Origin of the sequence: Bradyrhizobium oropedii (assembly GCF_020889685.1) — a bacterium.
GTDB classification, from domain to species: Bacteria; Pseudomonadota; Alphaproteobacteria; order Rhizobiales; family Xanthobacteraceae; genus Bradyrhizobium; species Bradyrhizobium oropedii.
This window is the reverse complement of sequence record NZ_JACMYO010000142.1, coordinates 1-22,378: the sequence shown is the minus strand read 5'-3', so window position 1 is coordinate 22,378 and position 22,378 is coordinate 1. Positions and strand designations below refer to the sequence as shown.

Below are 22,378 nucleotides of genomic sequence, written 5' to 3'. Positions count from 1 at the left end.
CCCGCCGCAGCTCCTGCTCCCGCGACGGCGGCTGCTCCGGCGACCGAACCCGCAAAGGCCGCGAGCAACGTTGCCTCCGAGGATCAGCCGGTCGCCGACAAGCTGCGCGAGCTGCTCGCCAGCAAGACGCTGCGCACCTTCGATCGCAAGAACGAGCGCGCTGCGGCCGAGAAATTCTATTCGGCCCGCGAATACGCGCCGGTCTTCACCAAGGCCGGCAAGCTGACCGACGCCGGCAAGGGCGTGATCGCCCGTCTCAAGGATGCGGCCGCCGATGGCCTCGATGCATCAGACTATCCGGTGCCGGATTTCGCCGCAGCGACGTCACCCGATGCGCTGGCCGACGCCGAATTGAAGCTCGCGTCCAGCATGCTTGACTATGCACGCCAGGCCCAGAGCGGCCGCATGCACTGGTCGCAGGTGTCGGCGGACATCCTCTATCCGGAGCACCCGATCGATCCGGCGGAAGTGTTCGCGAACGTGACCTCCGCGAAGGACGCCTCGGCCGCGCTCGACGGCTATAACCCGCCGCAGAAGCTCTACAAGGACCTCAAGAAGAAACTCGCCGAGCTGCGTGGCCAGGGCGACGGCCCGGTGATCACGATCGCCGACGGCCCCGCCTTGAAATATTTGCCGGCGCGCAAGAAGCAAGCCGCGGTCGAGATGGACGATCCGCGCGTGCCGGACCTGCGCAACAAGCTCGGCGTCACCGAGAATGCCGACAGCACCAAGTATGACGCGACCGTCGCGCGCGCGGTGGAGAGATTCCAGGGCAGCGTCGACCTCAAGCCGACTGGCGTGCTCGACGAGCGCACGGTCAAGGCGCTGAACAATCCGAAGCGCGACCGCCAGATCGACACCGTGATCGTCAACATGGAGCGCTGGCGCTGGCTGCCGCGCCAGCTCGGCGCCGCCAGTCTCGGCAATGCCTATGTGATCCTCAACATCCCCGACTATACGCTGAAGGTGATGCAGAACGGCGCGCAGGCCTGGACCACGCGCGTCGTCACCGGCAAGCCCGGCCAGCATGCGACACCGCTTCTGACCGAGACGATGAAGTACATCACGGTCAACCCGACCTGGAACGTGCCGCCGTCGATCATCTACAACGAGTATCTGCCGGCCCTGCAGCAGGACCCGACGGTGTTGCAGCGCATGGGCCTCAAGCTCGAGCGCAACCGCGACGGCTCGATCCACGTCTCACAGCCGCCCGGTGAAGCCAACGCGCTCGGCCGCATCCGCTTCAACTTCCCGAACAAGTTCCTGGTCTATCAGCACGACACGCCGGACAAGTATTTGTTCGCGAAGGACGAGCGCGCCTTCAGCCACGGCTGCATGCGCGTGCAGAATCCCGATCAATACGCGTCGGTGCTGCTCAACATCGCCGAGCCGAACCAGCACTACACGCCGGAGCGGATCCGCGGCATGTACGGCTCCAGCGAAGTCGACCTGAAATTCCCGACGCCGATCCCGGTCAACATCACCTACCAGACCGCGTTCGTGGACGACGCCGGCAAGCTGCAAATCCGCCGGGACGTTTACGGCCGCGACGCTGCCATGCTGTCGCTGCTCAGGAACAGCCGCGGCAAGGATCTCGAAACGGTGGTGGCGCACGCCCAGCCGAGCTATGCGCGGCCGCCGAGCAGCAGCCTGCCTCCGGGTGTCAACGTCGCCGGCGACAACAGCGGTTTTGGCTCCTCCGGGCCGAACTTCTTCGAGCGCCTGTTCGGGGGATTCGGACAGCCGGAGCCGCAGCCGGTCCGCCGCGGCCAAGCCCAGCAGCAGCGCCGGGTGATCACCCGATAATCTGCTTCCCTGCCTGATTGGCCTAAATTTTGAAGCAAAATCAACGATTTCGCTCAAAAAGCGAGATCGTTTACGTTAACCATTTCGCATCGCCCCCGGGGAACAGGGCTATCTTTTGCCACACTCGCCCAGTTAGTTAAGCCCAACTTGGGGGCGGGTCGGTAAACCTCGGTTAACCCTCCCGCTTTAAGAAAGCGTTCACCGTCTTCCGCAGGGGGTCTGCGAGGATGCCGAGCGAACGCTCGTCGACTGGGTGGGCTCATAGTGCTGGCTGTCTTCGCACGCCGCTTCAAACCGCTGTTGCTGCCTAAGGCCGGGTACCAAGTCGGCCTGACCGCGCTATTGCTGTTGGCGGGCGCCGGATCGGTGCACGATGCGACTGCGCTGAACCAGACCCGCACGCTCTCCTTCCACCACACCCATTCCAACGAAGACCTCACCATCACCTTCAAGCGCGATGGCCGTTACGACGAAGCCGCGCTGAAGCAGCTCAATCATTTCCTGCGCGACTGGCGCTCCCAGGACGAGACGGTGATGGACCGTCATTTGTTCGATATCCTCTGGGAAGTCTACAACGACGTCGGCGGCAAGCAGCCGATCCAGATCATCTCCGCCTATCGCGCCCCTGCCACCAACGCCATGCTCCGCCGCCGCTCCTCGGGCGTTGCGCGCCACAGCCAGCACATGCTGGGGCATGCGATGGACTTCTTCATTCCGGGCGTGCCGCTGGAGCAGATCCGCTACGCCGGCCTGCGCCTGCAGCGCGGCGGCGTCGGCTTCTATCCGACCTCGGGTTCGCCGTTCGTGCATCTCGACACTGGCGGCATTCGCCACTGGCCGCGCATGACCCGCGAGCAACTGGTCAGGGTGTTCCCCGACGGCCGCACCGTCCATGTCCCGACCGACGGCACGCCGCTGAAGGGCTATGAACTCGCCAAGGCCGACATCGAGCGCCGCGGCAATGGCGACGATGCTGCTACGATCAGCAAGCCGACCCTGTTTGCGAAGCTGTTCGGCGGCGGCAAGTCGGGTGACGATGAAGATGAAGGCGCGGCTGCCGTGAACGACAAGCCCGCGCCCACCGTGGTTGCGGCCGCAGCGCCCGCCAAACCTGCTGACACCAAATCCGCCGATCCGATTCCGCTGCCGCGCGCCAAGCCGCAGCAGTTCGCCGCCGCGATCCAGCTCGCCGCCGCCGACGCGCAGCTCGTCCCGATGCCGAAGGCCAAGCCGGCGGTGCAGGTGGTGCAGACGGCCGAGAACGCCGAGCCGCAATCGCCCGCCGACATCATCAACGCCCGCGGCTTCTGGGGTGACGAGGGAGCCGCACCGAAGCAGGCATCGGCCGCGCAGATCGCCGCGCTGAAGGCGCGTGAAGCGGTCGGCGGTACCGATCCGCAGACCACCGCCAGCACGACGGACAGCTTCAACAAGGCGCTGGCCTATGCGCCGGCTGCGTCGTCGCCGGTCGACCGCGCCAACATCGTCGCGGCGACCGCGCCGATCCCGCGCAATGTGCGCCCGGTGCGCAATGCGGCGGCGCCGGCCACCGAAATCAACACTGTCGTTGCGAAGGGCACGCCGGGCCAGGGCGTGATCACGACGTCGGCGCGGATCTCGGCGGCCAAGGGCAACGACATCTGGATGCGCGTCGTGATGCTGGCGCCGAGCGCGAGCAGCGGCATGCTGACCACGGTGCTCGGCGACACCGATATGAACATGATGCGGGCCCACTTCGTGAAGCCGCAGGCCTCCGTCGCCATGACCTTCTCGGAAGATCCGATGATGGGCATGACCTGCGACCACTTCTCGGGCTCGGCGACCGCCCTCCTGACGACCCAGTCCTTCGTGCTGCGCACCGCCTCGCTGCGCTGACTGGTTCTGCTCCAATACCCTAGCCAACAGTGACATTGCGCTGATCCGCACGGACGAGTTGCCCGGCGAGCGGAAGGGGGCGGTCTTAGCGCAGCAACAACCGGCAGCTGCGCGCACGCAATCGTCAAGAAGCACGCGAAAACGTGAGGATGGCCGCGCGGGCGAACGGGCTATATCCCAACCCGGCGCGATTGTGTCGCCACGACAGCGGTCCCCGGCCAAGCGAATGGCACGTCAATTGGCTTCATCATGCATGACAATCATTCACCGGTGCGGATTCCGGCCTCCCGCGTCCGCATTCCTCCCACCTCTGCCTTGCTCGCCTTCGAAGCCGCCGCCCGCCTCCTGAGCTTCCGGCGCGCTGCCGAGGAGCTCGGCCTCACCGCGTCGGCAATCAGCCATCAACTCGGAAGTCTGGAAGCGCAACTTGGCGAGCGCCTGTTCGGTCGGGTCGGCCGTTCGGTACGCCTGACACCGGCAGGAGAGCGTTTTGCCCACCAGGTTCGCCGCGGTCTTGCTGCCATCAACCGCGGCCTCGATGACCTCGCAACTGATGGGCATACGCGCCAGATCAGGCTGAGCGCATCCGCGCTGTTTTCACAGACCGTGCTGGTGCCGCAGCTGCGGGACTTCGCTCGCCGCTGGCCGCACTACGATCTCCGCCTCGAGGTCACCGCGCGAATGGTCGACTTCAACATCGAGCAAGTCGACGCCGGCATTCGCATTGGGCGTGGGCCTTGGCCGGGATTGACGAGAACGCGATTGCTCACCGTGCGGGGCCTGCCGGCGGCGAGCCCATCGTTTCTGGAAGCTCATCCGGTCACGGCTCCTGCCGACCTTTTGGAGCTCCCGCTCATTCACAATGCTTTCTACCCGAGCGCCTGGTCGGACTGGTTCGCCGTCCACGGTCTGTCGATCGAGGATCACAACGCCGGACGCGATGTCACCCTCGACAGTCTCCCGATCGCACTCGAGGCCGCCCAGCACGGCGTCGGCGTGGTGCTGACCATGGATCCGCTGGTGCGCAGTCATCCCGGCTTTGGAACGACTTTGATCGCCGCGGTCGACCCGCCCGCGAGCAGCGAACTGAGCTTCTGGCTGGTGCATCAGGTCGAGGCCGGTGCCGATCCGAAGATCAAGGCCCTCACGCATTGGCTGCGGGATGCAGTACAGGTGATCGCGCCGTCATCGGCAACGCGTTGACGGCGACCGCACGAACGCGATTTGGGCAACTGCTGGACTGCTTGCCCTTATGGCGCGCATCGACTTCGCGGCTATCAGAATGGACATCTCCGCGAGGCGATCCGGCTTTTGCCGCCATTCATGATCCGATCTGCCCCGTCCACATCGAGGGCGGTCGTCGAGGGCCGCAGCTGTCATCGGCGACACGCGTGCCGTGCAGCGCCGCTACGCGCCAGTCGCCCATGGTGAGAACCATCACAACCGAGGAGCGGATCAACGCATGCCGGCAATCAGCGGCATCGTCGGGCGCTTCGAGCCTGACGCGGACCGTCACAAACGCGATCGCCGGCGACCAGGATCGTATGCTCTCGACATCCAGCGATATCCGGCTTCCCCGCAGGCTGGTCGCGAACAGCCAGCCATAGCCTGTCCTGATCTGCGCCTTGCCCTTGTAACGTTCGCCGCTGGCCGCGAGATAGACCGCGTCATCCGTGAAGTGGGACGCGTAGCCGGCTTCATCGCCATCATTCCATGCCGATGCCAATCGGGCGATCGTACCTGAAATGCAACGATATTCGTTCGCCCAATTCCGCGGAGTCACCTGATGCCTCGCATGTTGTTGGAATGACGTGCGGCGGATTTGCTCGGCCGTTCGACGCTCGTACTTTCCCTACCGCACCGGCACCTTCGAAAGAAAACCACCGATCAGGGCAGCGATCTCGTCGACCGCTTCGTCCAAAGCAAAGTGGCCTCCATCGACGATATGCACCTCCGCGTCGGGGACATCACGACGCAACGCCTCTACCTCCCGCACCGAAAAGTTGGGGTCGTACCTGCCCCAGGTTACCAGCACCGGCGGCTTGCTCTCGCGGAGATACTCCTGCCACCTCGGATAGGCCGCGACATTGGTGCGATAATCGTAGAACAGCTCAAGTTGAATTTGCGCCACGCCCGGCCGATTCAAAAAAGCAAGTTCGTCCTCCCAGAGATCCGGGCTATAGCGCTCAGGATGCGGAGAATTTCCGACATGCCGGGCTCGCGTCGCCTCAGGAGAAATCAGCCCCTGACGCACCCGCCCCTCATACGTCGCCCGATCTGCCCAGAAAGCGCGGCGCGGCGCCCATAGCTTGTCGTCGAGGCCGTCATCGTGAGCGACCGCATTCTGAATGATGAGCGCGGTTACCCGTTCAGGATGAGCCAGCGCAAGTCGAAAGCCCACCGGCCCCCCGTAATCGGCGACATAGAGCGTGTACCGATTCAGTCCGAGCGTCTCGGTAAGCCGATCGATGATGCGCGCGATATTGTCGAACGTGTAGTCGAACCGGTCGGGCGGCGGCGCATCCGAGTAGCCAAAACCCGGATAGTCCGGAGCAACGATATGGTATCGATCCGCGAGCAGTGGAATGAGCGTTTCGAACATGCGCGATGACGACGGGAATCCGTGCAACAGCAGGATTGTCGGCGCCGGGCGCGGACCGGCCTCGCGATAGTGGATTTTAAGTCCGTCAACTCTGATACTGTTGTAGACCGTCGTGGTGTGATCTGCGGCGATGCCGGCGCTCAACACCGGCGACATTGACACCGCAGCCAGCGCCATGGCGAGGCACGTCGTCGCCGCAAGCCTCCGCATGAGGCGCCGAAACGCCTTCTCCAGATCGATCATCATGAAGATTCCGGTATTGTTGAGAACCGGCGACAGTGCCGGGTAGGTTTGCGATCGCTGACGCGCCGGCCGGTCCATTGTCCCTGCGTACCAGAGCGTTGATGGGCGCTATTACCATGCCATTCTGATGCCGCCCTTGCCGGCATAGGCCTGGGTCACGTTGGAGAACTCGCCCTCGAAGTTCGCGAACAGCGCCGCGTTGCGAGTAACGTCGAGCTGCGCGCCGACGCTGACCTGGGCGGCATCGCTGGCCGGCCGTGCCCCGTCGGCGATAAAGCTCGCGCCGGGCAGCGACACCAGCGTGCCATTGAGATTGCGCGTCGGGGCGAACTCGTGCACCCACGCCACGCTCGCCTGCGGCGTCAGCGCGAGCCCGTTGGCGAGCTCGATGCGGCGCTCCCCGCGCACCCCCACGAACAGCGGCGCCGACGTGGTGGTCTGCCGCGAGACCGCGAGCCCGAGCACAGCGGGCGCACCGCCGGCAGTCTGGCTGCTCTCCACAAAGCCGTCGCTGTAGAGCTGTGCGATCTCAAACGCCGCGAACGGCGTCACGCGCGCCCCCGCGATGGCGAAGTCGTGTCCGACCTCGAAGCGCGAGCGCAATTGCCATGAATTGAAATTGCCGCGTTCGGTTTCGCCTGCTAGTCCGCCAAAATTGCCGGTGATCCGCGTGGTCTTGTTGCTGAACGACGACACCGTGGTGGCGTTGCTCAGATAGAGCTGCCCCAGCGCCAGCGTGCTGTAGAAACCGCCGTGAACACCGTCGACCTTGCCGCTGGTGGCGCGGCTGTCGACCGCGAAATTGCCTTCGCTGCCGCCAAAAGCGACGCCGACCAGCCAGTTCGGCCACACCTGATAGTCGAGGCCGATATTGCCGCCGAACAGGCTGCTCTTCTGCGCCGCGGTGCCGAGGCCGGCATCGCCCTGCAAGTTGCTGCTTCCGCCGAACGCCGATCCCCACACCCGCCAGGTGCGGTCGAGCCGCGCCGATGCGGGTGCCTTGGTGAACGGCCCGACGCCGGCAGGGGTGCCTTCCGGCGCGTAACCGAGCGCGTCGTTACCGCCGACCACGATGGCATTGCCGCTGCCGTCGCGGCCGGTGCGCCACGCGTTCGCCTGGTCGTTGACCGACGAGGTGAACAGGGAGCTGGCGCGAAACGCCGCAGTCTGCGCACCGGCAAGCCCTTCGCCGGAGATCGAGTCGAAGGCGCTGCGGGCCTGGTCGACCGAGCCGAGCAACACCGCGTTGAAGACGGGATTGGCGGTCGTTACGGGGATCCGATCGAAAGCCCGGCCGACAGCGGTCTGGTTACTGGTTTGGCCAATGCCGGCGAAGCTGACGCTATTGCGGTCGAAGCGCAAGTACACATCATGCGCGTCATAGACGAGAGCCGACGACAGGAAGGGGCTACTGACGTTCGTCGTCTCGGCGGCAAACCTTCCGCTCAGGCTATTTGCCGTCAACACCGTGTAGTTCTGCCCCAGGATGAGACCGCTCGTAGCTACCGTGGCGTTGAGCGTGCCGCCGCCGAGAGCCGCGCTGCCCCGAATTGTCAGTCGGTCGGCTCGATCACCATTGAGGTTGATCCTGTAGATCGAGCCCGGATTGAACATGACATTCCCGATCACCGTGCCATTGCCGCCGAGCGTTCCACCTTGATTCACCGTCACCTGCGAGGCCAGCGTGCTGTTAACGAACAGTGAGCCGGCGTTGATCGTGGTACCGCCGACATAGCGTTGTGTCTGATTGCCTGTCAGCGTCCAGACGCCGCCCTGCGCATTGACCGTCAGTGCCTTGAAACCGGTGAACGACCCGTCATAGGTGTCGATGCCGCTGCCGATCAGTTGCAGCTCTTTCTGCCGGTTTCCATCAAGATCGCTCCCGGCATCGACCTTGCCTGCGATGCTCGACCCCGTTGCGATGGCAAGCGTTGCGTCGCCATTGCTCATCACGACATTGCCGATGATGCGACCCGTATTGGTCACAGTCGAAGTTGCGCCGGGGGGCGTCGCGCTGAAATCGATCGCATACCCCGCCGAACTAATCGTTCCGGCGTTTAGGATCACCGCGCCCTTTTCGGCAAGCACCCCGGTCATGTTGCCGGAAATGGTTGCGCCTGCTGCATTGAAAACCGTCGGCGTCGATTGTTGGAGCAGCGCGCCGGTGCGGATCTGGGATTGTATCGGCGGAGACCGGATGAAAACACCAAAATCCGTGCCTGAGATCACCCCGCCCGTCAGGTTGTTTAGCGATGCATTGAACGTCACCACCGCTACGCGATCGGAGGTGATGGTGCCGGCATTGTTGATCGTGCCAGTATCGACCAGCACACCGGTCGCCGTTCCGGATATCTTGGCGCGGGCGTTGTTGTCTAGCGTGCCCGCCGCCAACTCGACGCCGAGGCCACGAGACCCTGTCCCGGAAATCGTACCTCCGGCAGAATTCGTCACGGTTCCGTGAAACAAACTGACCGCCGTTCCGGCGTTGGCTGCAATCGATCCGGCGTTGGTCAGCATGCTTGCCTCGGCGCCGCCGATCATCACTCCATCGTCACCCTGAATGTTGCCGCCGGTCACGTTGCTGACGCTGCCGCCATTCAACAGAGCGACCGCTGGTGACCTCCCTCCGGCGATGATCACACCACCGTTGCTAACCGTCGTGTTGCCCCCCTGGCTCACGATCACGTTGATCGCCCCCTGATTGTTGATCTTCCAATTTGAACTGTTGGATTGGATGCGGAGTAGCCCAAAGGAGTTGTCGAGGATCTGTGCACCAGCATTGACGTTGACCGTCACCCCGGTCTTGCCCTCAAAATCCTCAATGCCGGCAGTGTCTGGCCTGCCGTCGGAATTCGCGCTGCAAGTGATCACCTGATCGTTCGCCATCGGAGCGACCGCGCTGCACGCTGCCTGCGCACCGTCTGCCAGGCCTACGAGCGACAGCGCGGCGAGAGTGCTTAAGCCGAACTTCTTCATTGCAACAATTTCCTTGTGTCGTACCGCACAGGCGCGACGGACTTTCACCGCGCAAGCCCGGCTATGCCGGTGCGGCCGCGCATAATTCCCAACGGTGACCTGGCGCGACTTCAACCCACGAACACCACGCGCAACAAGCGAAACGCTTTCAACAATGATGAAGCCCGCTCACGGGTTCGGCGCAGCAAGAGACGGATGGAGCAGCACTTCGCGGTGGAAGGCTGCAACCATCGACGCTTGATCGCACGATCCGAGGATCAGGCCGGCAGTCCTGCCTTGAGCAGGCCGGCCTCGTAGCGCGCCCGGTCGGGCGCGCGCTTGTAGTGCTGGGTTGCCAGATGGGCGGCGACCGAGAAGGTCGGCTCGCGCTTCAGCACCTCGGCGGCGTGCGCGGAGGCTGCCACCGCGTTCCCCATCTGCGCCAGGGTCGCGGCGAGGAAGGCGTGATGGGTGTGGTCGGGCCGGGTGATCCGGGAGAACGCCTCGGCTGCGTCGGCGTATTTCTCGGCGCAATAGCAGGCGCGGCCGAGATGGCTCCAGAATCGCTCCGGATGGAACGGATTGAGGCGCATCGCCCGCTTGATCCAGTCGATGCCCTCCTCCGGCCGCCCGAGCCAGGTCAGGAGCTCGCCCTGCTGCACGACGACAAGGTCGTAGTTCGGGTTGAGCGCGAGCGCGCGCTCCTGATGGAAGGCTGCCTTGTCGTGGTCGTCGCGGTTGAGGTTCAGCGCGGCGAGGATCCGGTGCACGTCGCTGTCGTTGTCGTCGAGCCTGAGAGCAATCTCGAGCTCGTCGGCGACTTGCGCGAAGGTCGCGTCGCGATCGTCGCACCAGTTGTAGACCCAGGTCTGGCCAAGCACGCAGGCCCGCCAGGCGTGGGCATGGGCATAGTTCGGGTCAAGCACGATTGCCCGCTCGAGCAGACGCTGCGCTTCCGCATTTTCGTCCCGTGCCGAGCGATGATGCAGCACCTTGGCGGCGAGCACGCACTCATAGGCCGCCATGTTGTCGGTCGGCTTGCGCTTGACACGGTCATGAGCGGCCGCCTCGACCCGCCCCGGGAGCGTCGCCACGATCGCGCGCGTCATCTCGTCCTGGATGGCGAAGATATCGGCAAGCTCGCGGTCGTAGCGCTCGGCCCAGACGTGCCGGTCGGCCACGGCATCGATCAGCTGCACCGTGACGCGGATCCGGCCGCCGGCCTTCCGCACGCTGCCCTCCAGCACATAGTCGACGGCGAATTCCTTCGCGACGTCCTGCACCTTCACAGCCTTGCCCTTGTACACAAAGGTCGAGTTGCGCGAGATCACCAGCAGATCGTGGAAGCGCGACAGCTCGGTGATGATGTCCTCGGTGAGACCGTCGGCGAAGAACTCCTGCTCGGGATCGCCGCTCATGTTGACGAGCGGCAGCACGGCGATGGAGGGCTTCTTGGCGACGACTTGTGTCGCTGCCCCACTCGCCCGCTCGGGAGCGCTCCCGGAATCCGTTTCGAGATGGACGCGGAACACCCTGATCGGGCGCGCGATGTTCTTGACGGTCTGATCGCCGAGGTCCTCGAAGCTGAGGTCTTCCAGGCGATCGCCGACCTGATCGCGGACCGCGCCGGAAATGCAGATGCCGCCGGGTTCGGCCAGCGTCTCCAGGCGAGACGCAACATTGACGCCGTCGCCGAAGATGTCGGCCCCGTCGACGATCACATCGCCGAGATTGATGCCGATGCGAAACTGCATCCACCGCGCCGGCGCGACGTCGGTGTTGCGTTTGGCCATCCGGCGCTGGACTTCTGCCGCGCACAGCACCGCATCGACCACGCTGTGAAACTCGACCAGCATGCCGTCGCCCGTGGTCTTGATGATGCGGCCGCGATTCTTGGATATCGCCGGATCGATCAGTTCGATGCGGTGGGTCTTGAGACGCGCAAGGGTACCCGTCTCGTCAGCCTCCATGAGGCGGCTATAGCCGACCATGTCGGCGGCGAGGACCGCTGCGAGCCTGCGCTCTGGTCCTGGCACGTCCATCTGAACGATCTGCCCGGTTACCTCAGCGGCAGTGTAGCAAATCCCGGGGTTTCACCCAAGCCTCGACAGAAGCCCTGGGCAGGTGCCTTGTGCGGGTGGGGGAGCCTTGAGCGGCTGCCTTGGCGCCACCAGTACCGTCCTCGATTTCGTGACCTATTAGCCTGATCATTGCAGCCGCAATTGACGCAAGCTTAGACCGCCGGAAATGCAGGCTGGCGAAGGCCAGCCTCAGATAGATCGTCCAAGAGCCAAAGATGACCGCAACAGTGACAGGCATCTCGTCCATGGCGACCCGTCAGATCCTGACGGAGCTGAGCAGTGCCTACCAGACGACGACCGGACAGCTGGCCAGCATCGAGTCAGTCGGCGGCGTCGATGCCGCCAAGCGCGTTCGCGCCGGCGAGCCGTTCGATATCGTCGTGCTCGCGGACGAAGCTATGAAGCAGCTCGAGGCGGACGGCTTGCTCAAGCCGGGGAGCTGCACGGGTTTCGCGAAGTCGGCCATGGCGGTTGCGATCCCTGCGCAAGCCAGCCGGCCGGACCTCTCAAGCGAGGCGAGCTTGCGGGCGGCGGTGCTTGCAGCAAGGTCGATCGGATATTCGACCGGCCCGAGCGGCACACACGTGCTCAATCTCCTGAGACGATGGGGCATCGAACAGGCGCTGTCGGACCGGCTGGTCAGGGCTTCGCCCGGCGTTGCCGTAGCGACCTTGGTGGCGCGCGGCGAGGCCGAGCTCGGCTTTCAGCAGCTGAGCGAATTTCTCGACGTCCGGGGCATCGTGGTGGCCGGACCCCTGCCCCCGGAAATTCAGTCCGTCACGCTGTTTTCGTGCGCTGTCTGCGCCGCGGCCGCCAATGAGGCCGGCGCACGCGACCTGATCAAATATCTGACGTCGGCGGAGGCCGATGTGCCCAAGCATCGTTACGGCATGGAACCGGTGTGACGAGGGCCATGAATCGAGGGCCATGACAGGGCGCGCTTCGCGCGCGACCTGATCCCTGTTTTGAGCGACGGCCGAGCGTCATGCGCGAGCCGCCCGACCAAACGCTGACGTCAGAGCATGCCAAGCGCCTGCATGTAGGTCTCCAGGATGGTCTCCTGCTCCTGGCGCTCGTTGGCATCCTGCTTGCGCAGGCGCACGATGGTGCGCAGCGCCTTGACGTCGAAGCCGTTGCCCTTGGCCTCGGCATAGACGTCGCGGATATCGTCCGAGATCGTCTTCTTTTCCTCTTCCAGCCGCTCGATGCGCTCGATGATGGACCTGAGCTGGTCCTTGGCAAATCGCGTTGCGGGCTCATCCTGAACGGCGGCAGACGTGGTGGCCATCGCGTACTCCTGAAATGGCAATGAAATGTCGCGCGAATACGCGCCACGCGCACCGCTTGTCGCGGGCGACCCTCGATTTTGGAGCGCGTTCCGTCAAGGAAACATCGCGCTCATCCACAGCGCGCCCACAGGAGATGCTGAGAGCCATGGAACGGAAGTCACATAGAGTGGGATTTAATGCCCGCTTTGGGCCTTCTTCATCGCCGCAAGCTGCTCCGGCGTCGCGCGGCCCTGATGCTTCGCCTTCCATTCCTCATAGGGCATGCCGTAGACCGCCTCACGGCTCTCGTCCTTGCTCACCGCAAGGCCCTTGGCGTCGGCCTCTTCCTTCATCCAGTTGGACAGGCAATTGCGGCAGAAGCCGGCCAGGTTCATCAGGTCGATGTTCTGCACATCGGTCCGGTTGCGCAGATGATTGACGAGGCGCCGGAAGACCGCGGCCTCAAGTTCCGTTCTGGTTTTGTCGTCAATGCTCATTTTCGTGATCCCGGCTGTGGCGCTCACCATATTGATATCAGGTGGGAATTGTCACAGATTTTGCCATATCGGCGCGCAAAATGGACCCGTTCGGCCAGACTTGCCGCGATCCCACACCGTGGGAGATGGGCGCCCGCCCGTTGACAGTGCCTGCCGGACACGCGAAATCGTCAATGATTTGATATAGCTTCGCTGCATGAGCCCAATAGATTCTCTCGCCTCAGCTCCCCGCAATATCCGCCTGACCCTCGCCGGCCTCCTGCCGGGGCTGGCGCTCGTCGCGGCGTGCCTGTGGACGAGCCCGGCGGCCGCCGATTTCCGGCTCTGCAACAACACATCGAGCCGCGTCGGGATCGCGCTCGGCTACAAGGACGCCGAGGGCTGGACCACCGAAGGCTGGTGGAACGTGTCGTCGCGGACCTGCGAGACCCTGCTGCGCGGCAACCTTGTCGCGCGCTATTACTACATCTACGCTCTCGACTATGATCGCGGCGGTGAATGGTCCGGCCAGGCCTTCATGTGCTCGCGTGACAAGGAATTCACCATCAAAGGCACCGAGAATTGCCTAGCGCGCGGTTTTGACCGCACCGGCTTCTTCGAGGTCGACACCGGCGAGCAGCGTGCATGGACCGTCCAACTGACCGAAGCCAACGAACAACAGCCGCAGAAAGTACCGGGAATGCCGGGCGGCGTCGGCCCGGGAAGCCCCGGAGCGATGCCGGGCCTGCCGAACCCGCCGCCGGGCGCAGCGCCTCCGGGCGCGTCTGGTCTGCCGCCAGCCGCAACGCCCGGAAACAAACCATGAGACGACTGCGCCGAATCAAGATCCTCGCAACGCTCGGCCCGGCCTCCTCCGACAGCGCGATGATACGCAAGCTGTTCGAGGCGGGCGCCGATGTCTTCCGCATCAACATGAGCCACACCCCGCATGACAAGATGCGGGAGTTGGTCAAGACCATCCGCAATGTCGAATCCAGCTACGGCCGGCCGATCGGCATCCTGGTCGACCTGCAGGGGCCGAAGCTGCGGCTCGGCTCCTTCGCGGAAGGCTCGACCCAGCTCAAGAACGGCCAGAGCTTCATTCTGGATTCCGACAAGGCGCCGGGCGACAATAGCCGTGTCCAGCTTCCGCATCCGGAGATCCTCGCCGCGCTCCGCCCGGGCCACGCGCTGTTGCTCGACGACGGCAAGGTCCGGCTCATCGCCGAGGAAACCTCGCCCGAGCGCGCGGTGACGCGCGTGGTGATCGGCGGCAAGATGTCGGACCGCAAGGGCGTCAGCCTGCCCGATACCGATCTGCCGGTCTCGGCGATGACCCCGAAGGACCGCGCCGACCTGGAAGCCGCGCTGCCTGAAGGAATCGACTGGGTCGCGCTGTCCTTTGTGCAGCGGGCCGAGGACGTGCTCGAGGCCAAGAAGATGATCCGTGGCCGCGCCGCCGTGATGGCCAAGATCGAGAAGCCGCAGGCGATCGATCGCCTCGCCGACATCATCGATGCGGCGGACGCGCTGATGGTGGCGCGCGGTGATCTCGGCGTCGAGCTGCCGCTGGAGCGGGTGCCGAGCCTGCAGAAGCAGATGATCCGCATGGCGCGCCGCGCCGGCAGGCCCGTTGTGGTCGCGACCCAGATGCTGGAGTCGATGATCCAGGCGCCGGTGCCGACGCGCGCCGAAGTCTCCGACGTCGCCACCGCCGTCTACGAAGGCGCCGACGCCATCATGCTGTCGGCGGAGTCCGCGGCCGGCAAATTCCCGGTCGAGGCGGTCTCCACCATGAACCGCATCGGCGAGGAAGTGGAACGCGACCCGACCTATCGCAGCGTGCTCAATGCGCAACGTGTCGATCCGGAGCCGACGGTGGGCGACGCCATTGCCGATGCCGCGCGGCAGATCGCCGAGACGCTCGATCTGTCGGCGATCATCTGCTGGACGTCGTCAGGTTCGACCGCAATCCGCGTGGCGCGCGAGCGGCCCAAGGTGCCGGTGGTCGCGATCACGCCGAATCTCGTCACCGGGCGCAAGCTGTCGGTGGTCTGGGGCGTGCATTGCGTGGTGGCCGAGGACGCCCACGATCTCGACGACATGGTCGATCGCGCCGGCTCGATCGCATTCCGCGATGGTTTTGCCAAGGCCGGCCAGCGCGTCATCATCGTCGCCGGCGTGCCGCTCCGCGCGCCCGGCACCACCAACATGCTGCGCATCGCCTCGGTCGGGCCGAACGGCGACGCGCAGATCTGACGATCATTTCCGCCCTGCCGGGCCACGCATCGGCGCGCCCGGCATTGGGCGCAACGATCAGCTCTGCAACGATGCGTCGAGCGTGATCTTGGTGTTGAGCAGCTTCGACACCGGACATCCGGCTTTGGCCTTGCCCGCCAATTCCTGGAATGCCGCGTTATCGGCGCCCGGGATCTTCGCCGATAGCGTCAGGTGTATCGCGGTGATGGCAAAGCCGTCGGCGACCTTCTCCAGGGTCACGTCGGCCTTGGTCTCCATGTGCTCCGCAGTGAGCTTGGCTTCGCCGAGGATCAGCGACAGCGCCATCGTGAAGCAGGCGGCATGCGCCGCGCCGATCAGCTCTTCGGGGTTCGATCCGGGCTTGCCCTCGAAGCGGCTGGCGAAGCCGTAGGGATAATCCGCGAGCGCGCCGCTCTTGGTCGAGATCGCGCCCTTGCCGTCCTTGATGCCGCCCTGCCATTTGGCCGAGCCGTGGGTCGTCGTCATCTGTTGCTCCCTGAGGTTGGTTGAACCCAGCCCGCAAAGCTACAACGCCAATGCGACAGAAGTGTTCGCCGCGTGCTTGGATGTTAGGCGCCGACCAGCGCCTTCGCCGGGGTCGTCGCCTGCACCACGAGACCGCGCGCACGCGCGTCCATCACGCCGACCGCGCGCAGCGCAAGCAGCGTCACGGTCTGCACCGCATCGCGCAGCTTGATCGGATCGTCGAGATTGCTTGGTGCCAGCGGACCGACCAGCGCCTCGTGTAGCGCGCCGAGCAAGGCGGTGGCGGCCAGCGCCGTATCCTGCGCCGGCAGATGCCCGGCACGCACGGCGGCATCGATGCGCATGGCAAGCTCGCCGGAAATATCGCGGCGGCTGGCGAGGCGCGAGGCGGTGACGTCGACATCGACGGGCTCGGCCAGGATGCCCCAGGCGAGCTTGCGCTGCGACAGCACGTGGACTGCGATCGTCGTCACCGCGGCAGCCAGCGCCGACGACGGCCCTGGCGCGGCATCGGCGGCGCGGCGGATCGCGGACAGTTCGTCGCGCGAGACCTCCGTGATCAATTCCGAGATCAACTCGGCCTTCGACGGGAAATAGCGATAGACCGTCCCCGCTGCGACATTGGCCCGCACCGCGACGGGTGCGATCTGCACGGCCGCCATGCCGCCCGCCGCCGCCGCGTCGCGCGCAGCCGACAGGATGGCGCTACGCCGGGCAGCCAGCCGCTTCACGACCTGATGAGTTCGCCGATAGACCATGGCGTTCCGTCCCCCCACCGTGCGCCCCGGCCGGCGCCCACCGGCAGAACACACGCGTCTTCAATGTTTTGAACGATTGATCCCGCAACCGTCTGAAGAAGTGAACAACTATTCAGACTGAATGACAAGCTGGAATTGTAAGGATTTTGCGACAGCCGCATGCCACCCCGGATTGAGCCGGCGGCGCTCCGGCCCAGGAGACGCCCTGACCGACCGGAATCGCCGAGATATCGCCGGCTGCCGGCAATCCGCATGATCGGATCAGGACTGCGATGGTAAATCGCAAGCCAAGATGATTGCTCGCAATCGAGACATCCGATCTCGCGCAGGCCGCGCGATACCGCGGCCGCATTTACCCGAATTTATCGGAAGCCGTGGTCGAGTGCGCCGCTAGCGTCACGCATGGCGTTGCCTCTGGATGTCCCCGGCCGAACCAAGAAAGCGCATGTCACTGTCCGTCACCAGCAGCGTGAGCAGCCGCAATGCGGCGCGAGGACTGCTGCCGCTGTGCGCCGCCGTGGGCGCCTATCTGTTCTATCTCTCGGCCGGCGAGATCCAGCTGCGCGATACCGACACGATGTGGCAGATCAGGGTCGGACAATGGATTCTCGACCACGGCGCGATGCCGACCACTGACGTGTTCTCTTTCACCCGTTTCGGCGAGCCCTGGATTTCGAGCTCGTGGCTGTCGCAGGTGGTGTACGCCCTCGTGTACGGCGGCGATTGGGCCGGGCCGGTCATCCTGACGTCGATCGCGATCGGCGCGACGGTCGCGGTCTTCCTGCATCTGTTGAGCCCGCATTTCGATCCGGCGCGTGCGCTGCTGATCGCCGCGCTGGCGCTGCTGTTGTCGACGATCCACTTCCTCGCGCGGCCGCACATGCTGGCGCTGCCGGTGTTGCTGGCGTTCATCGGCGGCCTGATGTTGGCTGCGGATCGCCGCACCTCGCCGTCATGGTGGCTGCTGCCGCTGATGACACTATGGGCCAATCTGCATGGCGGCTTCGTTCTCGGCCTGGCGCTGATCGGACCGATCGGACTAGAGGCGATCTGGAGCGCGGAGCCCAGCCGCCGCCGTCAGCTCGTCGCACGATGGGGACTGTTCGGCCTCGCCGCCCTCGCTGCGAGCTGCGTGACGCCCTACGGCTGGAATAGCCTCATGGGCGCGACCAACATTCTCAGCCTCGGCAAGCTGCTGACGCTGATCGGGGAATGGAAGCCCGCGGACTTCAGCAAGCCCAGTTTCTTCGAAGCCACGCTGCTCGGCCTGATCGGGCTCATCACCTATCGCAGGCTGACCCTGTCGGTGCCGCGGATCCTGCTGCTGCTCGGCCTGATCTGGATGGCGCTGAGCCACGTCCGCAACATCGAGGTGTTCGCGTTCATCGCGCCGCTGGTGCTCGCCAAGCCGATATCAGAACAATGGGGACATGCAGGCGCCGCCGCCTCCCGCTTCGAGGAGACACGCTCGGTCCCTGTCGTCACGATCCTGGCTGTCATCGCGATGGTGATCGGAGCGTGGGTGACGACGACGATCTTCGTCGCGCAGCATCAGTTCAAGTTCCTACCGGCGTTCTCGCCCGTTACCGCAGTCGACGTTCTCCAGCAGCACAAGGCGCAGCGCGTGTTCAGCACCGCGCCGTTCGGCGGCTACATGGTGAGCCGCGACATGAAGGTGTTCATCGACGGCCGCGCCGAACTGTACGGCGAGCAATTCGTGCTCGACTATTACGCCGCGCTCGACGCCCGCGACGTCGGACAGCTGCTCGACCTGCTCGACAAATACCGGATCGATGCCACGCTGCTGAGCTCGGACTCTCCGGCCGGAAACGCGCTGGACCACCTCAAGGGCTGGAAACGGCTGTACAAGGACGACATCGCCGTCATCCATGTGCGATCGGATGATAGGACCGGCGCAGCGACGCCGGCTGCGACCTCGAACTAGCCTCAACTGCACTGCCTTCACCGTCATCCTGAGGTGCGAGCGGAGCGAGCCTCGAAGGATGAATCGGCCACCAGCCGGGCCGTCGATCCTTCGAGACGCCGCTGCGCGGCTCCTCAGGATGACGGGTTTGAATGCCTTGCGCATCGGCCTCCCCTCCCCTTTTTCCTGCCGCGCTCTCTGTCGGCGCGACCGTGCCGTCCAGCGGCTTGGCGCGACGATGCCACGGCGCTCCAACGGAGGCCAAGCCCATTCGGCGCGGCGATCTCAGCGCTTGCCGCGCTCCTTGACGGGGATCACGAATTTCAGCCCCGACCAAACCGCATCGACGGCGCAGACCTTGATGTCGACCAGGCCGGCCGCGAGCCCGGCCTCGCGCACGGCCCTGTCGTCGAGATCGGTTGCGACGCCCGAGCTCTTCTTCGGCCACGACACCCAGATCATGCCGTCCGGCGCGATCGCCTCCCGGCAGCGCCGCAGCCTGGCGGCGAGCCCCCTCGCCTCGGCGGCGAACAGATGCACGGCATCGAGCGGCGCCCGCGCCGTCTTCGCGATCCGCACTTCGGCGGGCAATGCGCCGACGACATCGCCATAGGGGACGGACAACCCGTCGACAAAAATACAAAAGCCCGGCTTGAGGCCGAGCTTTTGCACAATCGGTTTGCCGGAGCTGCCGGCCATGGCAGGCGCGGCTTACGCCTGCGGCTGCGGCTCCATGCCGGTGTCCGGATCAGGACGCGGGCGCGGCTTGCCGGCCGGCGGCACAGCGGATGCGCGCGGCGTCGACGGCTCCAGCACCGACTCGCGGTTCGGCTTCTTGCCCTTCAGCAGGTCGATGATCTCGTCGCCGGTCAGCGTCTCAAACTCGAGCAGGCCCTTGGCCAGCGCTTCGAGATCGTCGCGCTTCTCGGTGAGAATCTTGGTCGCCTCCTGGTAGCCCTCCTCGACCAGACGCCTGATCTCGGAATCGATCTTCTGGACGGTCGCCTCCGACGCGTTCTGTGTGCGCGAGACCGACATGCCGAGGAAAACCTCGTCCTGGTTCTCGCCGTAGGAGACGGTGCCGAGCTCTTCCGACAGGCCCCAGCGCGTCACCATCATGCGAGCAAGGCGGGTCGCCTGCTCGATGTCGGAGGCGGCGCCCGAGGTCACCTTCTCGCGGCCGAAGATCAGCTCTTCCGCGACACGGCCACCCATCATGATGGCGAGGCGCGAGGTCATCTGCTCCAGCGACATCGAGAGCTTGTCGCGCTCCGGCAGCTGCATCACCATGCCCAGCGCACGGCCGCGCGGAATGATGGTCGCCTTGTGGATCGGATCGGTCGCGACGACGTTGAGGCCGACGATGGCGTGACCGCCCTCGTGATAGGCCGTCAGCAACTTCTCTTCCTCGGTCATGACGAGCGACTTGCGCTCGGCGCCCATCATCACCTTGTCCTTGGCCTCTTCGAACTCGGCCTGCGTCACCATCCGCTTGTTGCGACGGGCGGCGGTCAGCGCAGCCTCGTTGACGAGGTTCATCAGGTCGGCGCCCGAGAAGCCCGGCGTGCCGCGCGCGATGGTCTTGAGGTTGATATCCGGCGCCAGCGGCACCTTGCGGACGTGAACCTTGAGGATCTGCTCGCGACCGACAACGTCCGGGTTCGGCACCACGACCTGGCGGTCGAAGCGGCCCGGGCGCAGCAGCGCGGGATCGAGCACGTCGGGACGGTTGGTCGCAGCGATCAGGATCACGCCTTCATTCGCCTCGAAGCCGTCCATCTCGACCAGCAACTGGTTCAGCGTCTGCTCGCGCTCGTCATTGCCGCCGCCGAGGCCGGCGCCGCGATGACGGCCGACCGCGTCGATTTCGTCGATGAAGATGATGCACGGCGCGTTCTTCTTGGCCTGCTCGAACATATCGCGGACACGGCTCGCGCCGACGCCGACGAACATTTCGACGAAGTCAGAACCGGAGATGGTGAAGAACGGCACGTTGGCTTCGCCCGCGACCGCGCGCGCGATCAGCGTCTTGCCGGTGCCGGGAGGGCCGACCAGCAGCACGCCGCGCGGAATACGTCCGCCGAGCCGCTGGAATTTGCCGGGGTCGCGAAGGAATTCGACGATCTCCTGCAGATCCTGCTTGGCCTCGTCGACACCCGCGACGTCCTCGAAGGTGACGCGGCCATGCGCCTCGGTCAGCATCTTGGCGCGCGACTTGCCGAAGCCCATCGCCTTGCCGGCGCCGCCCTGCATCTGCCGCGACAGGAATATCCAGACGCCGATCAGCGCGATGAACGGCAACCAGGAGACGAGCAGCGAGACGAACCACGGCACGTTGTCGCCGGGCGCCTTCGCGGTGATCTGCACCTTGGCGTCATAGAGGCGCTTCACGAGCGACGGGTCGCTCGGCGCGTAGGTCTGGAAGCTCGTGCCGTTGTTGAAGGTGCCGTGAATCTCGGGCCCCTGGATCACGACGTCGCGGACATGGCCCTGATCGACTTCAGTGAGAAGCTGCGAGAACGAGATGTCGGAAGACGACGAACGCTGACCGGGATTCTGGAAAAGCGTGAACAACGCCAGCAACAGCAGGACAATGATGACCCAGAGGGCGAAATTCCGCAGATTGGCGTTCATGGTCTTCCTTCGTGGTCGCGCGGATCGCGGCCTCTCTCTATCCTTGGGCAGGCTCTGTGGGAATCCCCAGGGAATCCATCCCGTCGATGCCTACAATCTAGGTGCCGCTGGGGTCGATGCCAAGGGAACCACGCACGACTATTTACCGCATCCTAGCCCGATTCCCGGTCAAAAAATGGCGTCGAAGCCGGTGTTTTTCCGGGGTGGTTAAGCCTCCTTGCCGGTTTATGACAGCGATTGAAACAATCGAACCCGGCTCAGCGGGAACGCGCCCGGCGCGGCGGCGCCGGCTCGATCCTGATGCGGCCGGAGGCGACGCTGATGACCGCTCCGGCAAGGGTCTGTTTCAGCTTGGATTCGCGTTGTCCGAAGGTCCCATCCAAGGCCTTATCCACCGCCGCGAGCAAGGTTTCGACCTTGCCGAGTTCGGCCGGTCCTTCATGTCCGGTACGATCGATGGCGCGCTTGAGCAGACGCAGGCGGATTTCCTCGGGCATCACCGCAAACAGCGCAGCGTCGAAGCCGGTGCGCGGGTTATCCTCATCTTTCAACGCGAGATAGCGCTCAGCGCCATCGACCAGCACCTCCAGCGCGACATTGGCTCGTGCGATCCGCGCGGCAAGCCGTGCCAGGTTCCGCGCATCGCCGCCCTCCTCCGCCAGCATCGGCATCAACGCGCGCAGCCGCGGCCGCGTGAAGGCCGGATCGTGATTGGTCGGATCGTCGGCAAAGCCGATGCGTACCTTCTTCAGCGTCGCGATCAGCTGCGCCTTGGAGATATCGAGCAGCGGCCGCGTCAGCAAAACGCCGTCACGCTCGATCTCGCGCGCCATCGCGGAGAGGCCCGCGACGCCGCTGCCACGCAGCATCCGCATCAACAGCGTCTCGGCCTGATCGTCACGGGTGTGCGCGGTCAGGACATGCGTGGCGCCGTGCCTGCGCGCGGCTTGCGCGAGCAGGCGATAGCGCGCCTCACGCGCGGCCGCGGGCACGCCGGTCCCCGGCTTGGGC

At 65.0% G+C, this 22,378-nt stretch carries 18 protein-coding genes; 7 read left to right on the top strand and 11 right to left on the bottom strand.

What is annotated here, in order from left to right:
- The 3 genes from H8A95_RS30825 to H8A95_RS30815 form a co-directional block, all read left to right on the top strand.
- On the top strand, positions 1-1,806 hold a 1,806-nt coding region (locus H8A95_RS30825), incomplete at its 5' end, for a L,D-transpeptidase family protein (RefSeq protein WP_229186608.1).
- Between the two features lie 264 nt (positions 1,807-2,070).
- The gene (locus H8A95_RS30820) at positions 2,071-3,681 is read left to right on the top strand and encodes a peptidoglycan L,D-endopeptidase MepK (protein ID WP_229186607.1); all 1,611 of its coding nucleotides are present in this window, start codon (positions 2,071-2,073) and stop codon (positions 3,679-3,681) included.
- A gap of 249 nt (positions 3,682-3,930) precedes the next feature.
- On the top strand, positions 3,931-4,884 hold the full coding sequence (locus tag H8A95_RS30815) for a LysR substrate-binding domain-containing protein (protein WP_229186606.1): 954 nt from the start codon (positions 3,931-3,933) through the stop codon (positions 4,882-4,884).
- 118 nt (positions 4,885-5,002) lie between these two features.
- On the opposite strand, the gene H8A95_RS30810 is transcribed toward H8A95_RS30815, so the two are convergent.
- The 4 genes from H8A95_RS30810 to H8A95_RS30795 form a co-directional block, all read right to left on the bottom strand.
- On the bottom strand, positions 5,003-5,464 hold the full coding sequence (locus H8A95_RS30810) for an SgcJ/EcaC family oxidoreductase (protein WP_338027991.1): 462 nt from the start codon (positions 5,462-5,464) through the stop codon (positions 5,003-5,005).
- Positions 5,465-5,533: 69 nt separating this feature from the next.
- Positions 5,534-6,604 (bottom strand): alpha/beta fold hydrolase, encoded by a 1,071-nt coding sequence (locus H8A95_RS30805; RefSeq protein ID WP_229186604.1) that lies wholly within the window; start codon positions 6,602-6,604, stop codon positions 5,534-5,536.
- 33 nt (positions 6,605-6,637) lie between these two features.
- A complete protein-coding gene (locus H8A95_RS30800; RefSeq protein WP_229186603.1) occupies positions 6,638-9,502 on the bottom strand; it encodes an autotransporter outer membrane beta-barrel domain-containing protein in 2,865 nt (954 codons plus the stop codon).
- A gap of 257 nt (positions 9,503-9,759) precedes the next feature.
- A complete protein-coding gene (locus H8A95_RS30795) occupies positions 9,760-11,523 on the bottom strand; it encodes an adenylate/guanylate cyclase domain-containing protein (RefSeq protein WP_229186601.1) in 1,764 nt (587 codons plus the stop codon).
- 254 nt (positions 11,524-11,777) lie between these two features.
- Here H8A95_RS30795 and H8A95_RS30790 point away from each other — a divergent pair, with 254 nt between their 5' ends.
- On the top strand, positions 11,778-12,467 hold the full coding sequence (locus H8A95_RS30790) for a substrate-binding domain-containing protein (protein ID WP_229186599.1): 690 nt from the start codon (positions 11,778-11,780) through the stop codon (positions 12,465-12,467).
- A 110-nt stretch (positions 12,468-12,577) separates the two neighbouring features.
- On the opposite strand, the gene H8A95_RS30785 is transcribed toward H8A95_RS30790, so the two are convergent.
- Together H8A95_RS30785 and H8A95_RS30780 are read right to left on the bottom strand one after the other, a co-directional pair.
- Positions 12,578-12,850: a DUF2312 domain-containing protein gene (locus tag H8A95_RS30785; protein WP_050422683.1), complete on the bottom strand. Its 273-nt coding sequence runs from the start codon at positions 12,848-12,850 to the stop codon at positions 12,578-12,580.
- 174 nt (positions 12,851-13,024) lie between these two features.
- Positions 13,025-13,327 (bottom strand): DUF1244 domain-containing protein, encoded by a 303-nt coding sequence (locus H8A95_RS30780; RefSeq protein WP_229186597.1) that lies wholly within the window; start codon positions 13,325-13,327, stop codon positions 13,025-13,027.
- Between the two features lie 196 nt (positions 13,328-13,523).
- Between H8A95_RS30780 and H8A95_RS30775 the strand changes: the two genes are divergently transcribed.
- Positions 13,524-14,132: a DUF1036 domain-containing protein gene (locus H8A95_RS30775; RefSeq protein WP_229186595.1), complete on the top strand. Its 609-nt coding sequence runs from the start codon at positions 13,524-13,526 to the stop codon at positions 14,130-14,132.
- Positions 14,129-15,565 (top strand): pyruvate kinase, encoded by a 1,437-nt coding sequence (pyk, locus tag H8A95_RS30770; RefSeq protein ID WP_229186593.1) that lies wholly within the window; start codon positions 14,129-14,131, stop codon positions 15,563-15,565. The genes H8A95_RS30775 and pyk overlap by 4 nt, the downstream gene beginning before the upstream one ends.
- 57 nt (positions 15,566-15,622) lie before the next feature.
- Here pyk and H8A95_RS30765 read toward each other — a convergent pair whose 3' ends face one another.
- Positions 15,623-16,051 (bottom strand): OsmC family protein, encoded by a 429-nt coding sequence (locus tag H8A95_RS30765; protein ID WP_229186592.1) that lies wholly within the window; start codon positions 16,049-16,051, stop codon positions 15,623-15,625.
- A gap of 83 nt (positions 16,052-16,134) precedes the next feature.
- Complete coding sequence (locus H8A95_RS30760) at positions 16,135-16,809, bottom strand: TetR/AcrR family transcriptional regulator (RefSeq protein WP_021078615.1); 675 nt, start codon at positions 16,807-16,809, stop codon at positions 16,135-16,137.
- A gap of 445 nt (positions 16,810-17,254) precedes the next feature.
- On the opposite strand from H8A95_RS30760, the gene H8A95_RS30755 reads away from it, so the two are divergent.
- Complete coding sequence (locus tag H8A95_RS30755) at positions 17,255-18,754, top strand: hypothetical protein (protein WP_229186591.1); 1,500 nt, start codon at positions 17,255-17,257, stop codon at positions 18,752-18,754.
- Positions 18,755-19,018: 264 nt separating this feature from the next.
- Here H8A95_RS30755 and H8A95_RS30750 read toward each other — a convergent pair whose 3' ends face one another.
- From H8A95_RS30750 to tilS, 3 genes are all read right to left on the bottom strand, one after another.
- The gene (locus H8A95_RS30750) at positions 19,019-19,432 is read right to left on the bottom strand and encodes a DUF3052 domain-containing protein (protein WP_229186589.1); all 414 of its coding nucleotides are present in this window, start codon (positions 19,430-19,432) and stop codon (positions 19,019-19,021) included.
- Between the two features lie 12 nt (positions 19,433-19,444).
- Entirely contained in the window at positions 19,445-21,367 is a 1,923-nt protein-coding gene (gene ftsH / locus H8A95_RS30745; RefSeq protein ID WP_163152902.1) for an ATP-dependent zinc metalloprotease FtsH, read from the bottom strand.
- A 257-nt stretch (positions 21,368-21,624) separates the two neighbouring features.
- A partial coding sequence (tilS, locus tag H8A95_RS30740) for a tRNA lysidine(34) synthetase TilS (RefSeq protein ID WP_229186588.1) occupies positions 21,625-22,378 on the bottom strand: 754 nt, incomplete at its 5' end.

Coding starts and splice junctions, on each gene's coding strand:
- H8A95_RS30815 (WP_229186606.1), top strand. CDS start 3,931: ATGCATGACAATCATTCACCGGTGCGGATTCCGGCCTCCCGCGTCCGC.
- H8A95_RS30805 (WP_229186604.1), bottom strand. CDS start 6,604: ATGGACCGGCCGGCGCGTCAGCGATCGCAAACCTACCCGGCACTGTCG.
- H8A95_RS30800 (WP_229186603.1), bottom strand. CDS start 9,502: ATGAAGAAGTTCGGCTTAAGCACTCTCGCCGCGCTGTCGCTCGTAGGC.
- H8A95_RS30795 (WP_229186601.1), bottom strand. CDS start 11,523: ATGGACGTGCCAGGACCAGAGCGCAGGCTCGCAGCGGTCCTCGCCGCC.
- H8A95_RS30790 (WP_229186599.1), top strand. CDS start 11,778: ATGACCGCAACAGTGACAGGCATCTCGTCCATGGCGACCCGTCAGATC.
- H8A95_RS30785 (WP_050422683.1), bottom strand. CDS start 12,850: ATGGCCACCACGTCTGCCGCCGTTCAGGATGAGCCCGCAACGCGATTT.
- H8A95_RS30780 (WP_229186597.1), bottom strand. CDS start 13,327: ATGAGCATTGACGACAAAACCAGAACGGAACTTGAGGCCGCGGTCTTC.
- H8A95_RS30775 (WP_229186595.1), top strand. CDS start 13,524: ATGAGCCCAATAGATTCTCTCGCCTCAGCTCCCCGCAATATCCGCCTG.
- pyk (WP_229186593.1), top strand. CDS start 14,129: ATGAGACGACTGCGCCGAATCAAGATCCTCGCAACGCTCGGCCCGGCC.
- H8A95_RS30765 (WP_229186592.1), bottom strand. CDS start 16,051: ATGACGACGACCCACGGCTCGGCCAAATGGCAGGGCGGCATCAAGGAC.
- H8A95_RS30760 (WP_021078615.1), bottom strand. CDS start 16,809: ATGGTCTATCGGCGAACTCATCAGGTCGTGAAGCGGCTGGCTGCCCGG.
- H8A95_RS30755 (WP_229186591.1), top strand. CDS start 17,255: ATGTCACTGTCCGTCACCAGCAGCGTGAGCAGCCGCAATGCGGCGCGA.
- H8A95_RS30750 (WP_229186589.1), bottom strand. CDS start 19,432: ATGGCCGGCAGCTCCGGCAAACCGATTGTGCAAAAGCTCGGCCTCAAG.
- ftsH (WP_163152902.1), bottom strand. CDS start 21,367: ATGAACGCCAATCTGCGGAATTTCGCCCTCTGGGTCATCATTGTCCTG.